17 protein-coding genes are annotated in these 13541 nt (G+C 72.5%); 2 read left to right on the top strand and 15 right to left on the bottom strand.

From position 1 onward, the window contains the following. Window positions 1-38 precede the first annotated feature (38 nt). From ABD879_RS23035 to ABD879_RS23005, 7 genes are all read right to left on the bottom strand, one after another. Window positions 39-785, bottom strand: coding sequence for an NADH-quinone oxidoreductase subunit C (locus ABD879_RS23035; RefSeq protein WP_345023640.1), 747 nt, complete (start codon window positions 783-785; stop codon window positions 39-41). After that, entirely contained in the window at window positions 782-1336 is a 555-nt protein-coding gene (locus tag ABD879_RS23030; protein WP_345023639.1) for a NuoB/complex I 20 kDa subunit family protein, read from the bottom strand. Before ABD879_RS23030 ends, ABD879_RS23035 begins: the two co-directional genes overlap by 4 nt. Before the next feature lies 1 nt (window position 1337). Continuing rightward, window positions 1338-1697: an NADH-quinone oxidoreductase subunit A gene (locus tag ABD879_RS23025; RefSeq protein WP_345023637.1), complete on the bottom strand. Its 360-nt coding sequence runs from the start codon at window positions 1695-1697 to the stop codon at window positions 1338-1340. Between the two features lie 218 nt (window positions 1698-1915). Further along, a complete protein-coding gene (locus tag ABD879_RS23020; RefSeq protein WP_345023636.1) occupies window positions 1916-3172 on the bottom strand; it encodes a geranylgeranyl reductase family protein in 1257 nt (418 codons plus the stop codon). 134 nt (window positions 3173-3306) lie between these two features. Beyond that, window positions 3307-4008, bottom strand: coding sequence for a demethylmenaquinone methyltransferase (locus ABD879_RS23015; protein ID WP_345023635.1), 702 nt, complete (start codon window positions 4006-4008; stop codon window positions 3307-3309). 23 nt (window positions 4009-4031) lie between these two features. Further along, window positions 4032-4277 (bottom strand): DUF4229 domain-containing protein, encoded by a 246-nt coding sequence (locus tag ABD879_RS23010; RefSeq protein WP_345023634.1) that lies wholly within the window; start codon window positions 4275-4277, stop codon window positions 4032-4034. Window positions 4278-4350: 73 nt separating this feature from the next. Next, on the bottom strand, window positions 4351-5310 hold the full coding sequence (locus ABD879_RS23005) for a threonine ammonia-lyase (protein WP_345023633.1): 960 nt from the start codon (window positions 5308-5310) through the stop codon (window positions 4351-4353). 243 nt (window positions 5311-5553) lie between these two features. On the opposite strand from ABD879_RS23005, the gene ABD879_RS23000 reads away from it, so the two are divergent. Next, the gene (locus ABD879_RS23000; protein WP_021593176.1) at window positions 5554-5757 is read left to right on the top strand and encodes a BldC family transcriptional regulator; all 204 of its coding nucleotides are present in this window, start codon (window positions 5554-5556) and stop codon (window positions 5755-5757) included. Window positions 5758-5822: 65 nt separating this feature from the next. Here the strand turns inward: ABD879_RS23000 and ABD879_RS22995 are convergent, their stop codons facing one another. Further along, the gene (locus ABD879_RS22995; protein ID WP_345023632.1) at window positions 5823-6098 is read right to left on the bottom strand and encodes a hypothetical protein; all 276 of its coding nucleotides are present in this window, start codon (window positions 6096-6098) and stop codon (window positions 5823-5825) included. A 76-nt stretch (window positions 6099-6174) separates the two neighbouring features. Then, complete coding sequence (locus ABD879_RS22990) at window positions 6175-7176, bottom strand: hypothetical protein (protein WP_345023631.1); 1002 nt, start codon at window positions 7174-7176, stop codon at window positions 6175-6177. Between the two features lie 100 nt (window positions 7177-7276). Between ABD879_RS22990 and ABD879_RS22985 the strand changes: the two genes are divergently transcribed. Continuing rightward, a complete protein-coding gene (locus ABD879_RS22985) occupies window positions 7277-7579 on the top strand; it encodes a PLDc N-terminal domain-containing protein (protein WP_345023630.1) in 303 nt (100 codons plus the stop codon). A 119-nt stretch (window positions 7580-7698) separates the two neighbouring features. On the opposite strand, the gene ccsB is transcribed toward ABD879_RS22985, so the two are convergent. From ccsB to ABD879_RS22955, 6 genes are all read right to left on the bottom strand, one after another. After that, complete coding sequence (gene ccsB / locus ABD879_RS22980) at window positions 7699-8721, bottom strand: c-type cytochrome biogenesis protein CcsB (protein WP_345023628.1); 1023 nt, start codon at window positions 8719-8721, stop codon at window positions 7699-7701. Window positions 8722-8725: 4 nt separating this feature from the next. After that, a complete protein-coding gene (resB, locus tag ABD879_RS22975; protein WP_345023627.1) occupies window positions 8726-10471 on the bottom strand; it encodes a cytochrome c biogenesis protein ResB in 1746 nt (581 codons plus the stop codon). 2 nt (window positions 10472-10473) lie between these two features. Continuing rightward, window positions 10474-11208 (bottom strand): cytochrome c biogenesis CcdA family protein, encoded by a 735-nt coding sequence (locus ABD879_RS22970; protein ID WP_345023626.1) that lies wholly within the window; start codon window positions 11206-11208, stop codon window positions 10474-10476. A gap of 14 nt (window positions 11209-11222) precedes the next feature. After that, the gene (locus ABD879_RS22965; RefSeq protein ID WP_345023625.1) at window positions 11223-11855 is read right to left on the bottom strand and encodes a TlpA family protein disulfide reductase; all 633 of its coding nucleotides are present in this window, start codon (window positions 11853-11855) and stop codon (window positions 11223-11225) included. A gap of 45 nt (window positions 11856-11900) precedes the next feature. Further along, window positions 11901-12539, bottom strand: coding sequence for a histidine phosphatase family protein (locus ABD879_RS22960; RefSeq protein ID WP_345023624.1), 639 nt, complete (start codon window positions 12537-12539; stop codon window positions 11901-11903). A gap of 53 nt (window positions 12540-12592) precedes the next feature. Beyond that, window positions 12593-13541 (bottom strand): hypothetical protein (locus ABD879_RS22955; protein WP_345023623.1); only part of this gene is annotated, 949 nt, incomplete at its 5' end.

Genomic DNA, 13541 nt, shown 5'->3' with positions numbered 1-13541 from the left:
GGCGTAGGCGTCGTACTCGGTGTACTTGGTGGACGGGCTCACGTGTACGACCTCCGCTGGTCCGGCGGCGGGGTCTCCGCGCCGCGGTACTCGACGGGGATCCCGCCGAGGGGGTAGTCCTTGCGCTGCGGGTGGCCCACCCAGTCGTCGGGCATCTCGATGCGGGTCAGCGCCGGATGACCGTCGAACACGATGCCGAAGAAGTCGTAGGTCTCCCGCTCGTGCCAGTCGGCGGTCGGGTAGACCGACACGACCGACGGGATGTGCGGGTCGGCGTCGGGGCAGGCGACCTCGAGCCGGACCCGCCGGTTGTGCGTGATGGACAGCAGGTGGTAGACGGCGTGCAGCTCGGCCCCGGTGTCCTGCGGGTAGTGCACGCCGGACACCCCGGTGCACAGCTCGAACCGCAGGTCGGGCTCGTCGCGCAGGCGCCGCGCCACGTCCGGCAGCCGCTCGCGCCGCACGTGGAACGTCAGCTCGCCGCGGTCGACGACGACGCGTTCGACGGCGTCGTCGAAACCGGTGAGGGACCGCTCCAGCGAGTCGGCGATCTCGTCGAACTCGCCGGGTTCGCCGGTGACGTCCGGCCCGCCGTAGGGGCGCGGCGTCGCCACCTTCGGCGCCTGCCGGATCACCAGGCGGCCGTAGCCGGAGGTGTCGCCGGTGGTCTTGGCGCCGAACATGCCGCGCCGGACGATGGGCTGCTCCTGCGGCTCGGGCTCGGCCTGTGCGGGCAGCCGGTCGGCGGCCTGCTCGGCCTTGCGCTCCGGATGCTGGGAGCTCACAGCGCACCTCCCGGCTGGCCGAGCAGCGGCAGCTGCCGCCGCTTGGCCTCCTCCAGCTCGGCGATCTGCCTGCGGCGCTGCGCGCCGAGCTTGGTGTTGCGGATCTTGTCGTGCAGCTTGAGGATCGCGTCCAGCAGCATCTCCGGCCGCGGCGGGCAGCCGGGCAGGTAGATGTCCACCGGGACGATGTGGTCGACGCCCTGCACGATCGCGTAGTTGTTGAACATGCCGCCGGACGAGGCGCACACGCCCATCGCGATGACCCACTTGGGCTCGGTCATCTGGTCGTAGATCTGCCGCAGCACCGGCGCCATCTTCTGGCTCACCCGGCCCGCCACGATCATCAGGTCGGCCTGCCGCGGCGTGGCCGAGGCGCGCTCCATGCCCCACCGGGAGAAGTCGTGCCGCGGGTCGCCGGCCGCCATCATCTCGATCGCGCAGCAGGCCAGGCCGAACGTGGCCGGCCACACGGAGCTGGCGCGCGCCCACCCGGCGACCTGCTCCACCGTGGTCAGCAGGAAGCCGCTCGGGAGTTTCTCTTCCAGGCCCATGTCAGTCCCACTCCAGACCACCGCGCCGCCAGATGTAGGCGTACGCCACCAGCACGGTGAGGATGAACAGGACCATCTCCACCAAACCGAAAAGCCCCAGACGGTCGAAGGCGACCGCCCAGGGGTAGAGGAAGATGATCTCGATGTCGAAGACGATGAACAGCATCGCCGTCAGGTAGTACTTGATCGGGAAGCGCCCGCCGCCCGCCGGCTGCGGCGTCGGCTCGATGCCGCACTCGTACGCCTCGAGCTTGGCGCGGTTCCACCGCTTGGGGCCGGTGACTGACGCCGCCAGCACCGAGAAGACGGCGAACCCGAAGGCGAGCACCCCCAGCACGATGATCGGAACATAGAGATCCATGTCTCTACACCCCCTCCTCGGTTCGTACGACGCTGTACGAGGCACGCGGCCCGGTGCCGCCCATCAGGGTGCGGGCGGCGCGGACCGGACGCGCCAGCGCGGCGGCGTGACCCGTCGCAGGTCCGTGAGGATTCTCACGGACACGGGTCGCCACCTTAGCCAAGGTGACCAAATCCACTCCCCTCGGGGGTCGGCCCACGCTCATGGCGTGCTCTCGCTCATGCCGCCGGCGCCACCTTCTGCATCGCGTTGATGAGGCGGTCCATGGCGTCGCCGCCACGCCGGTCGGTCAGGTTGGCCAGCAGCTTGAGCGTGAAGCGCATCAGGGTGGGGTGCGGCAGGCCGTGCGAGGTGAGGAACTTCATCACCCGCGGGTCGCCGATGGCCTGGACGAAGATGCGGGCCAGCGTGAAGTAGCCGCCGTGCTCGTCCTTGAGGATGCGCGGGTACTCGTGGAGCGTCCGCTCGCGCTGGGCGGGGGTGCGGCGGGACAGGGCCTGCACCATGATGTCGGCGGCCAGCCGGCCGGACTCCAGCGCGTAGTCGATGCCCTCGCCGTTGAACGGGTTGACCATGCCGCCGGCGTCGCCGACCAGCAGCATGCCGCGGGTGTAGTGGGGCTGCCGGTTGAAGCCCATGGGCAGCGCGGCGCCGCGGATCGGTCCGGTGGCGTGGTCCTCGTCGAACTGCCACTCCTCGGGCATCTGCGCGCACCAGGCGCGCATCATGCCGCGGTAGTCGACGTTCTGGAACGCCTTGCTGGTGTTGAGCAGGCCGAGGCCCACGTTGGAGGTGCCGTCGCCGACCGGGAAGACCCAGCCGTAGCCGGGGAGCAGGCGCTGCCCGTCCCACAGCTCCAGCCACGCCTCCATGTACTCGTCGTCGTGGCGGGGCGTCCGGAAGTACCGGCGGACGGCCACGCCCATGGGGCGGTCCTCGCGGCGGCGCAGCCCCATGGCGACCGACAGCCGGGTGGAGTTGCCGTCGGCCGCGACCACCAGCGGCGCGTGGAACTCCACCTCCTCGCCGAGGTACTTGGCGGTGACGCCGATGATGCGGTCGTTGCGCTCGTGCAGGATCGGGCCGGTGACGGTGCAGCCCTGCAGCAGCCGGGCGCCGGCCTTGGCGGCGTGCTCGGCCAGCAGCTGGTCGAGGTCCATGCGGGGGCGCACCAGGCCGTAGTCGGGGAAGCTGGCGAGCTCGGGCCAGGGCAGCTCGACCTTGACGCCGCCGCCGTAGATGCGCAGGCCCTTGTTGCGGGCCCAGCCGGGGGCGTTGACGTCCACGCCCATGCCGACCAGCGCGCGCACGGCGCGCGGGGTCAGCCCGTCACCGCAGATCTTGTCGCGCGGGAACGTGGCCTTCTCCAGCAGCAGCACATCGAGGCCCGCCTGGGCCAGCCAGTAGGCGGTCGACGACCCCGCGGGGCCGGCCCCGACGACGATGACATCTGCCTGTCGGGTGGAGTCGGTCACAGCGTTCCTTCTCAGCTCGTTCGCTTGTGAAGTACTTCACAAGGTTTTCGTCAGGGAGTCTATTCCTTCTTGACGGCCGATGGGTACCTCTGGGCCCGCCCGGTTTTGGACCGGTCCCAACGGCCGTGCCCGGTTCAGCCGGCGTTGACGGCATGGTGCAGCGCCACCACCCCGAACGTCAGGTCGCGCCAGCGCACCGACGTCCAGCCCGCCTCCTGCAGCAGCCGGGCGAGTGCGGCCTGGTCGGGCCAGGCCAGCGTGGACTCGGCCAGGTAGCGGTAGGACTCGGGGTTGGAGCTGACCCGCGCGAGCAGCGGCAGCCCGTAGCGCAGGTGCAGGCGGTGCCCGAAGCGCAGCAGCGCGTTGGGCGGGTGACTGACCTCACACACCAGCAGCCGGCCGCCCGGGCGGGTGACGCGGCGCAGCTCGCGCAGCGCCTGGACGGTGTCGGCGACGTTGCGCAGCCCGAAGGAGATCGTCACGGCGTCGAACGCCCCGTCGGCGAACGGCAGGCGCAGCGCGTCGCCGGCGACGAAGCGCGGGCCCGCCGGGCCGCCGTTGCGGCGCGTGCCCACGCGCAGCATGCCGAGGGAGAAGTCGCAGGCGACGGTGCGGGCTCCGGCCGCGGCGAACGGCACCGCGGAGGTGCCGGTGCCGGCGGCCAGGTCCAGCACCTTCTCGCCGGGGCCGGCGTCCAGCGCCTGGACGACCTCGCGCCGCCAGTACCGGTCGCGGCCGCCGGTCATGAGGCTGTTGAGGAGGTCGTAGCGTTCGGCGGTGCGGTCGAACATCGCGGCCACGTCGGTGGGCCGCTTGTCGAGGAAGGCGCGGGTCATGCCCCCAGCCTAGGGGGCGGGGTTCAGGTGTCCTCTCGGGCGCGGGACCGCTCGAAACGGCTGCGGCGCCGGCTCAGCCCCGCCACCACCGACGCCGACATCGCGTCGCGCTGCGCGGACAGCAGCACATAGCTGATCAGCCCGCTGATCAGCAGCGCGCCCAGCAGCAGGAACAGCGGCGCCTTCTGCATCGGCGTCAGCCAGAGCACGCCCGCGGTGGCCAGGAAGATGCCCAGGCGGGCGGCGGTGTAGACGAGGACGGCTCGCATGACGGTTCAGAGCCTACCTGCGCCCTTCGTCCGGTCCATCACCCCCCGCCCCTCGGCGCAGCCCGCCGGGGACTCAGGCGTAGAGGTCCAGGAACAGGGCCGGATCGACGTTGCCGCCCGACAGGACCGACACGTAGGTGCGCGCGTCCGGCAGCTCGTCGCGGCGGAACAGGTACGCGGCGGTCGCCACGGCGCCGGCGGGCTCGGCGATCAGCCGGGCCTCGCGGGCCAGGCGGCGCACCCCCTGGCGGATCTCGTCCTCGGTGACCGTGACGATGCCGTCGACGTACTCGCCGATGTGCGCGAACGGCACGTCGCCGAGCCGCTGGGCGCGCAGGGCGTCGGCGACGGTGCGGCCGGTCTCCTCGGCGGCCCAGGACACCGGGTGCCCGGCGCGCAGCGAGGCGCGGGCGTCGGCGGCCAGTTCGGGCTCCACGCCGATCACCTTCGCCTCCGGGCGCAGCGCCTTGACCGCGGTGGCCACGCCCGCCAGCAGTCCGCCGCCGCCCACGGGGACGAGCACCACATCGGCCTCCGGGCAGTCCCGGGCGATCTCCAGCCCCACGGTGCCCTGCCCGGCCACGATCCGCGGATCGTCGAACGGCGGAATCATCGCGAACCCGTGCGCCTCGGCGAGTTTTTCGGCGGTGGCGGTCCGGGCCTCCATAGTGGGTTCCACGTACACGATCTCGGCGCCGTGCCGGACGCAGGCCTCGACCTTCACTCCCGGAGTGGTGTGCGGAATGACCAGCACCGCGCGAATTCCGAGCAGGCGCGCGGTGTAGGCGACGGCCTGCGCGTGGTTGCCGCTGGAATGCGTCACCACGCCGCGCGCGCGTTGCCCGTCCGGCAGCGCCGAGATCGTCGCGTACGCGCCGCGCAGTTTGAACGCGCCGATCGGCTGGAACGACTCGGCCTTCACCAGCAGCGGGGGGTCGGTCGAGGGAAAGGGGACGAGCGGGGTGCGCACGCAGACTCCGGCCAGCCGTTCGGCGGCCCGCTCGATGTCCGCCAGTGACACGAGATCCGACATGTGAGGGAGACTATGCCGTGCGGTACGTCGCGCGGGAACCCCTGGTTCCGGTGACGATTCGCGCGTGCTGCGGGGGCTGATGTGACCGCAGGGGCCGATGCCCCATTTACTTCTCGTTATTTGTGCAGGTCAACCGGCTACGCTCGGTGATCTTTTCCGAAAACAAGGGAGAAATCGGTCTTGAGCCGCCACACTAGAAACAGTCCACCCGCACCGAGAGCGGGACAAAGGGGGAGAGACAACGTGGAAAGCACCAGCGAGCGCCTGCTGACCCCCGGAGAGGTCGCCGCCCTCTTCCGGGTCGATCCGAAGACGGTCACCCGATGGGCCGCGGCGGGCAGGATCAGCAGCATCCGCACTCCCGGGGGCCACCGCCGCTTCCGCGAGTCGGAAGTGCACGCGCTGCTGCGCGGGGAAGAGCCGGTCGCCGAGCACTCGGCGCGCTGATCCCGCCGGTCCGTCCGGTCCGGCGGCCCGGCGGCCACCCCTCCGCCCGGCATCCGGTCGCGCGATCACCCTTCCGCTCCGGACGGTCCGCCGCCCTCCAGGTCCGCCTTCCACTCTTCGAACCGGCGCAGCAGGTCCGCATCCTCGTCCCGCCACCGGCGCCGCTTCTCCGCCAGCTCCTCCTCGGTCAGCGACTGGCCGAGCAGCCGGTCGTAGTCGGGGTCGCCGGGACCGATCTCCACATACGCCTGGGCGATGATCCGTCCCGTTCCCTCCGCGGAGTCGGCCAGAACGCTGTGCGGAACGCGGAGCCTGCCGTCGGGCAGCCGGATCACGTACATCGTCGATCACCTTCGGTGCTGGTCGTCGCACACCGGCCTGGGCCGGTCGTCGTCGCGGCTGGTACGGATCGGCATGTCAGATCCCGAAGCGTCGGTTGAAGAACAGCATGACATCCAGCGCCAGCCGGATGTCGCCGGCGAGCATATCGACCAGGGCGGGGCGCTGGCGGGCGGAGATCGCGGCGAACGCGTCGGCGAAGAACTCGCGGCGGCCGAGCGCCGCGGGCTGCTTGTGGAAGTCGCTCGCCAGATGCGGACGGACCCGGTCGTAGAGGGCGCGGAACTCCGGGCTGTCGGACGTCCAGCCGCCGGGGCCGCCGTCGATGTCGTCGAGCGCGTGGCCGACCTCGTGCATCATCACGTCGGGGGTCGGGGACGGCCGGTCGCCCACGACGATCTTGCGGTCGCCGTAGGCGCCCGCGCAGATGTCCCAGGTGGCCGTGCCGGACGGCAGGGGCCGGTCGCGCAGGTGGCCCATGTCGTCCAGCTCCGGGACGCCGCCCGGTCCGACGTAGATGCCGTCCAGTCCGGCGGCCAGTTTGGCCTTCAACTGGTCGGGCAGCGCCGCCAGGCTCTCCACCGCGCGGATCACCTCGGGCGTCGGCGGGCCCTGCCGGGCGTCCCACTGCCGGTGCAGGATGCGCTCCAGCACGCCGCAGTGCCGCCGCCCGTCCGGGGCGTGCGGCAGGCCCGGCGGGTGGGGTTCGACGCGCGGCCGCCGCGGTTCGTCGTCCAGTTCGAAGTCGCGCCAGGAGAAGCCGTCGCGGGGGCTGACGTGCCTGCCCCGGGGGCGCCTGCCGCGGTCCGGGACGGCGCCCGGGAGGGCGTCCGGGTCGGCGTCCGCGCGGGTCGCGTCGGCTGCGGTGAAGGCGTCGTCGCGGCCGGCCTTGCGGAACCGGCCGAAGCGGTCGCGCGGCTGGTTGAGGCGCGGCCGCACCCAGCGCGGGATGCGTGCCGCGTCGGCGGCGCGGGCCGGGTCCGTGGACCGCGGCGGATCCTGGGACGAGTCCGGCGGCGAAGGCGAGTACGCCGCGTCCCTGCTCGCCCGGGGTCTGCGGTGGATGCCTCTGAAGCGCATCGGGCTCCTCTGTCAGCGGGCCCGCATCGGGCCTCCGTGGCAGAGTAAGCCCCCGGCCGACTCTCCGTCATCCCCGCAAGTTACGGACTACTCTCGTGACATGGCGTATGTGCTGCTCGCCCTCGTCCTGGTCGGAGTGTGGCTGTTCTGCCTGTTCGACGTGCTGGCCGCGGACGAGGGAGAGGTACGTCACCTGCCCAAGTTCGGCTGGTTCCTGATCGTGCTGCTGGGCGCCTTCCCCGGCGCCGCCCTGTGGCTGGCGCTGGGCCGTCCCCGCCGTCCCCTCGTCGGCATGCCCGGCCCCGCTCCCCGTCCGGACGCGCCCAAGGGCCCCGACGACGATCCGGCCTTCCTGCGCGAGCTCGACCGCCGTCTGCGCGGCGGTGACGACGAGCGCGCCTGATCCCCGCCCGGTTCCAGCATCTGGTCACCGCGTCCGACCGCCGCGCCGGAGTCGTGCGCTGTGGTCGGACGCCGTGGTCAGACGCCGTGGTCGGACGCGGCGGTCGGGAGCTGCGGCGGTCAGGCGTAGGAGTGCAGACCCGAGAACATGTAGTTCACGCCGAAGAAGTTGAACAGCAGCGCGGCGAACGCCACCAGCGACAGGATCGCGGCGCGGCGGCCCTTCCACCCGGCGGTCGCGCGGGCGTGCAGGTAGGCGGCGTACCCGATCCAGGTGACGAACGACCAGATCTCCTTGGGGTCCCAGCCCCAGTAGCGGCCCCAGGCCTCGTCCGCCCAGATCGCGCCCATGATGATCGCGGCGGTCCAGATCGGGAAGGCGAACGTGGTGACGCGGAACGCCATGCGGTCCAGCGCGTCGGCCGCCGGGATGCGCGCCCACCCGCCCTCGTCGGCTTTGCCGCGCGCCTCCTGCCGGCTCTTGAGCATGTAGAGGACGGTGGACGCGCCGGCGACGGTGAACGCGCCGGTCGCCACGATGGCGGCGCTGACGTGGATGGCGATCCAGTACGAGTTGAGCGCCGGGACGACCGGGCCCACCGAGTTGTAGAGCCAGATGTTGGCGATGCCGAGCGCGACCACCGCGGCCAGCATCACGAAGGCGCCGAGGAAGCGGGCCCGGAACCGCCACATCACGATCAGGAAGGCGGTCACCGCGGCGAACGCGATCGCGGTGAGGAACTCGTACATGTTCGCCCACGGCCAGCGGCCCGCGGCGGCCGCGCGGGTCACCAGGACGCCCAGGTGGGCGCCCCAGCCGAGGACGTTCAGCAGGACGGCCAGCCGCGCCCACTCGATGCGGTTGCCGGTGGGCTCGTCCTCCTCCGCGTCGGCGGTGGCCTCGGCGGCCGGCTCGGCGGTCGCCTGCGCGTCGGCGGCCGCGCCCGCGCCGCCGGCGCCGACCAGGACCTTGGCCTCGGTCCTGGCCTTCGTCTTCACCTCGGCGTCGGCGCCGGTCTCGGCGGCCGCCGGGCGGCGGCGGAAGCCGAGATCGGCCGCGTAGGCGACCATGGCGACGATGTACAGCACGACGGTGCTCAGCATGAGCTTGTCGCTCAGCTCGGCGAGCTCGGCACTACTCACCTGGTCACTCCTTCGCTTCGGTTGCCGACGCGTCCGCCCCGCCGGAGGCGTCCTTCTCCCGGCCGTCCTTCGGGGCGTCCTCGGTACCCCGCAGCGCGGTCACGATGTCGTCGAATTCGGATGTCGGGTGGCCGAGCGTGAGCCCGCCGACCTCGACCACGGTACGCCCGCCGCCGGGCCGCGCACGGACCCACACCCTGCGGCGGCGCACCATGAGCGAGGCGACCAGGCCCATCACGGCGAGGACGGCCGCGACGAGGGCGGGCATGCGGCCCGGGTCGCGGTTGACCGACAGGCTCGCCCACTCCCGCACGCCCTCGAAGGTGATCGAGCCCGAGCCGTCCGGCAGCTCGAACGTCTGGCCCGGCTCCAGCAGCTTCTGACCGTCCTTGACGGGCTGCAGCGTCTTGCCGATGCCCTCCAGCCGGTACACCGACTGGGGGTTGCCCGAGTCCAGGCCGATGTCGCCCTTGAACGCGGTGATGGTCACCACCGGGCGCAGCGCCGCGGGGAACGCCGAGACGATCTGCTTGCCGTCCTCCGACGACGCGGCGCTCGGCCACAGGATCGCGTAGAACGCCAGCTGCTCGGGTTCGGCGTCGGGGGCCTTGATGACGCCCTCGGAGGTGTAGTTGCGCTGCTCCATCGGAAGGAACGGCACGGCGTCCTGGTAGGCGATGTCGCCTTTGGCGTCGCGCACCGTGAACACCGGCGAGTACCCGTGGTTCAGCAGGTACACCTTGGCGCCGCCCACCTTGAGGGGGTGGTTGACGCGCAGGTCGTGGCTCTTCTCCGGGGAGGTGGGGGTCTCCCGGTAGCGGACCTTGGCGAGGTAGTCGGTGGCCTGGCCGCGCCGCTCGCCCTGGGTCTCGTACGTGGCGGTGAAGCCGTCCAGCCGGAAGGAGAACGGGGCCAGCTCGCTGCTGTCGAACTGGCGGCCCGGGGTGAACTGGTCGTACTGCGCCAGCGAGTTGGCGAACGACTTGCCCTCGGTCAGCAGCACGTTGCCGCGGTAGCCGAACGCGTTGCCGATTCCGAGTGCGAACAGCAGCCCCAGCAGCGCCAGGTGGAACACCAGGTTTCCGGTCTCGCCCAGGTAGCCCTTCTCTGCCGCCACCCAGCGTCCGGTCTCGGGGGTTCCCCCCTCGTCCACGCGGAAGCGGCGGCGGCGCAGCAGCGCGCGCGCCTGCGTCAGCGCCTCGTCGGGCGAGGCGTCGGTCTCGTACGTCGCGGACTGCGGCAGCCGCAGCAGGTTGCGGGGCGCCGCCGGGGGGCGCGACCGCATCGCCCGGTAGTGCTGGAACGCGCGCGGCAGCACGCACCCGGCCAGCGACACGAACAGCAGGATGTAGATCGCGGCGAACCACGGCGCGGCGAACACGTCGAACAGCGAGAACCTGTCCAGCCACGGCGCCAGGGTCTTGTGCTGCTCGAAGTAGTCGGCGACGCGCTCGGGGGCCTGCCCGCGCTGCGGCAGGATCGAGCCGGGCACCGCGCCCAGCGCCACCAGGAACAGCAGCACCAGCGCGGTGCGCATCGAGGTCAGCTGGCGCCAGCCCCAGCGCAGCCAGCCGACCAGGCCCAGCCCCTTGGGCGCGGGGCCGCCGTCGTCGGGCGCCGCCGTATCCGCCGGGGTCGCGGTCGCGGCCTCCAGGGCCTCGTCCTGCTCGCCCTCGGTGCGGGCTTCGCCCTCGGTGCGCGTCCGGACGGTCCCGGAGGCGGCGCCGGCGGTGTTCGGCGTGTCGCTCATGGTCAGATCACCGTCTCGAAGCCGCCGATCCACGACTTCAGCTCAATGGTCAGCTCGCCCCACAGGCCCGTCAGCAGCAGCACGCCGATGGCGACCAGCATGCCGCCGCCGATCCGCATGACCAGGCCGTAGCGGCGCTTGACGGCGCCGAACGCGCCCAGCGCCCGGCGGTAGGCCAGCGCGGTCGCCACGAACGGCAGCCCGAGGCCCAGGCAGTACGCCAGCGACAGCAGCGCCCCGCGCCCGGCGGACGCCTCGCTGAACGACAGCGCCTGCACCGCGGCCAGCGTGGGGCCGATGCACGGCGTCCAGCCCAGCCCGAACAGCACGCCGAGCAGCGGCGCCCCGGCCAGCCCGGCGGCGGGCAGCCGACCGGACTTGACGGTGCGCTGCAGCCCGGGCACCAGGCCCATGAACGCCAGCCCGAACACGATCGTGACCGCGCCGAGCACCCGGGTGATCGGGTCGGCGTACTCCAGCAGCCAGCGGCCGAGGCCGCCGAACGCCAGCCCGGCGCTGACGAACACCAGGCTGAACCCCGCGATGAACAGCGCGGCCCCCGCCACCAGCCGCCCGCGGCGCTGCTCGGCCAGGTCGGCGCCGGTCATCCCGGTCACGTACGACAGGTAGCCGGGCACCAGCGGCAGCACGCACGGGGACACGAACGACACCAGGCCGGCCAGAGCGGCCAGCGGTCCCGCCACCAGCAGCGATCCGCTGGTGACGGTCTGGTCCACCCCCGCCGAGACGATCACTTCTCCGCGAGGACCCGGGCCACGATCGGGTTCAGCTTGGAGTAGGTGGTGGCACCGATGACGCGGGCGGCGACGCGGCCCTGGCGGTCCAGGACGAGCGTGGTGGGGATCGCGTTGGGCGGCACGGAGCGGAACGCCAGCGTGATGCGGCCGTCGGCGTCGAACAGACTCGGGTAGCCGACCTTGAACTTGCGCTCGAACGCCTGGGCGTTCTGCTTGCTGTCCTTGAAGGCCACCCCGAGGAACTCCACGCCCTTGCCCTTGTTCTCGCTGTGCACCTGCTCCAGCGACGGCGCCTCGCCCCGGCAGGGGGCGCACCAGGACGCCCAGAAGTTCACCACGGTGACCTTGCCCTTGAAGTCGGCGAGGGCCACCTTCTCACCGTCCAGGGTGTCGCCCTGCACGCCCGTCACGGGCTTGCGGTCGGCCACCGGGATCGCCTGCGCGGAGCCGTCGCCCGCGATGAAGCGGTTGTCGCTGCCGCCGGGCCCGTTCTGGGACGCCTGGGAACCCGCGCAGCCCGCCAGGAGCCCGCACATCGCGGCCGCGACGGCGATCCGGGCGGCGGCCGGGACGCGCCTGGGCCGGACCGCTGCGGTGCTCGGCACGGCGGAGATCCGGGGGCTCACCAAACCCTCCTACTACAGGACGTAGTACTCAATGTAGCGGCCGTTTCAGGCCCCTGCGACACCGGGGTCCTTGGCCAGCCCGGCGGCCGGCTCGCAGTAGGAGACCTCCACCAGGCGGGTGCCCTCGAACGTCAGGCTCGTCACGCTGCACAGCCCGCACTGCCGCTTGGCCGGGTGGTGCCACAGGCGCCGGTGCTCGGCGTAGCGGCGCAGCACCCAGATGGGCAGCTGGTGGCTGACGCACACCGCCTCGTGGCCGCGCGCCGCCTCCCGGGCCCTGATCACCGCGGCCTTCATGCGGGCGGCGAGCTCGGCGTACGGCTCGCCCCATGACGGCTTGAACGGGTTCACCAGGTGGCGCCAGTGCTCGGGGCGGCGCAGCGAGCCCTTGCCCACGCCGAACGTCAGCCCCTCGAAGTGGTTGGCGGCCTCGGTGAGGCGGTCGTCCACCGTCACCGTGAGGCCGAACGCGTCGACCAGCGGCGCGGCCGTCTCCAGCGCCCGCTGCAGGGGCGAGCAGAACAGCGCGGTCACGTCCCGGTCGGCGAACCATTTGGCGGCCGCCTTGGCCATGAGGACCCCGTCCTCGCTGAGCCGATAGCCCGGCAGCCGCCCGTACAGGACGCCTTCGGGATTGTGCACCTCACCGTGGCGCAACAGGTGAACGATCGTCTTGTCAGTCATGGCCTGGCCAGGTTATCCCCCGTCGGCCCCCCGGCCGGACCGCCGCGGTCGGGTCAGCGGCGCGACGAGGTGACGGCGGCGGAGATGGTCTTGACCACACGGTCGAGGTCGGCCTGCCCGACGCCCTTGACGTTCTGGACGAACCAGTACGTCAGCGCGGCGGTGCAGATGGACGCCCGGTCCCACGGCATGACGCACCGGATCGGCATCGGTACGCCGTCCTTGCCCAGCGTCGCCAGCGTGACCGACACGTAGGGGGACGGCGGGGGCTGCTCGCCGTCGGGCGCGTCGGTGGCGATCATCGCCTGCGTGCCGGACACGCCGGTCGGCAGGTCGCGCCGCGTCCGCAGCGACGAGCTGCAGTCGTCGCCGGGCCGGGGCTGCGCCAAGTCGGGGAAGTACTGGCACTTGGACAGCTCGATGCCGAAGGCCGAGCCCTGGAAGCTGTGCTCGACGACGCCGGTGCGCGTCTGCCCGATCGAGGTGACCCCGCCGTTGGCGCCGAACGACCGCTCGCACTCCGTCCCGGCCCGGCCGATGATGTACCGCTTCTGCGTGTCGTCCAGGATGTAGACGCCCGCGCCCTGCGGCAGCCGCACCTGCTCGGGAAGCCGGACCTGCGTCGGCCGTCCGATGGCCGTGCCGTCGGCGCCGGCGGCGAACAGCTTGCAGGGCTGCGCGGTCACCGTCTGCGCGACGGGCCGCGTCGTCGAGGCGCTCGGGGTCGGCCGCGGCTCCTCCCCTCCCCGGAACGCCTGCGTCCCCACGACCGCCCCGGTCCCGACGACGGCCGCCGTCCCGACGGCCACCGCCGCCGTCACGCCGGCGCTGCCGAAGATCGCCTTGATGCCTCCCGCGGTGGCCACTTTCCCGGCCACCCCGGCGGCGCCTCCGGCGGTTCCGGCGCCGCCGCCCGCGGCACCCGCCGCCGCCCCGGCCGGGCCGCTCGCCGACGCCACCGCGGTCCCCCCGCCTCCGGCACCCGCGGCGCCCGCGGCTCCG

The organism is Actinomadura keratinilytica (genome assembly GCF_039539665.1).
Lineage (GTDB): Bacteria > Actinomycetota > Actinomycetes > Streptosporangiales > Streptosporangiaceae > Spirillospora > Spirillospora keratinilytica.
The sequence above is the reverse complement of the archived record's forward strand: the minus strand, read 5'-3'. Positions and strand labels throughout refer to the sequence as shown.

Bases quoted from the DNA above. Each gene is read 5' to 3' on its own strand.
- ABD879_RS23030 (WP_345023639.1), bottom strand. From the start codon at position 1,336: ATGGGCCTGGAAGAGAAACTCCCGAGCGGCTTCCTGCTGACCACGGTG.
- ABD879_RS23025 (WP_345023637.1), bottom strand. From the start codon at position 1,697: ATGGATCTCTATGTTCCGATCATCGTGCTGGGGGTGCTCGCCTTCGGG.
- ABD879_RS23015 (WP_345023635.1), bottom strand. From the start codon at position 4,008: ATGACCCGCGCCTTCCTCGACAAGCGGCCCACCGACGTGGCCGCGATG.
- ABD879_RS23010 (WP_345023634.1), bottom strand. From the start codon at position 4,277: ATGCGAGCCGTCCTCGTCTACACCGCCGCCCGCCTGGGCATCTTCCTG.
- ABD879_RS23005 (WP_345023633.1), bottom strand. From the start codon at position 5,310: ATGTCGGATCTCGTGTCACTGGCGGACATCGAGCGGGCCGCCGAACGG.
- ABD879_RS22995 (WP_345023632.1), bottom strand. From the start codon at position 6,098: ATGTACGTGATCCGGCTGCCCGACGGCAGGCTCCGCGTTCCGCACAGC.
- ABD879_RS22990 (WP_345023631.1), bottom strand. From the start codon at position 7,176: ATGCGCTTCAGAGGCATCCACCGCAGACCCCGGGCGAGCAGGGACGCG.
- ABD879_RS22985 (WP_345023630.1), top strand. From the start codon at position 7,277: ATGGCGTATGTGCTGCTCGCCCTCGTCCTGGTCGGAGTGTGGCTGTTC.
- resB (WP_345023627.1), bottom strand. From the start codon at position 10,471: ATGAGCGACACGCCGAACACCGCCGGCGCCGCCTCCGGGACCGTCCGG.
- ABD879_RS22960 (WP_345023624.1), bottom strand. From the start codon at position 12,539: ATGACTGACAAGACGATCGTTCACCTGTTGCGCCACGGTGAGGTGCAC.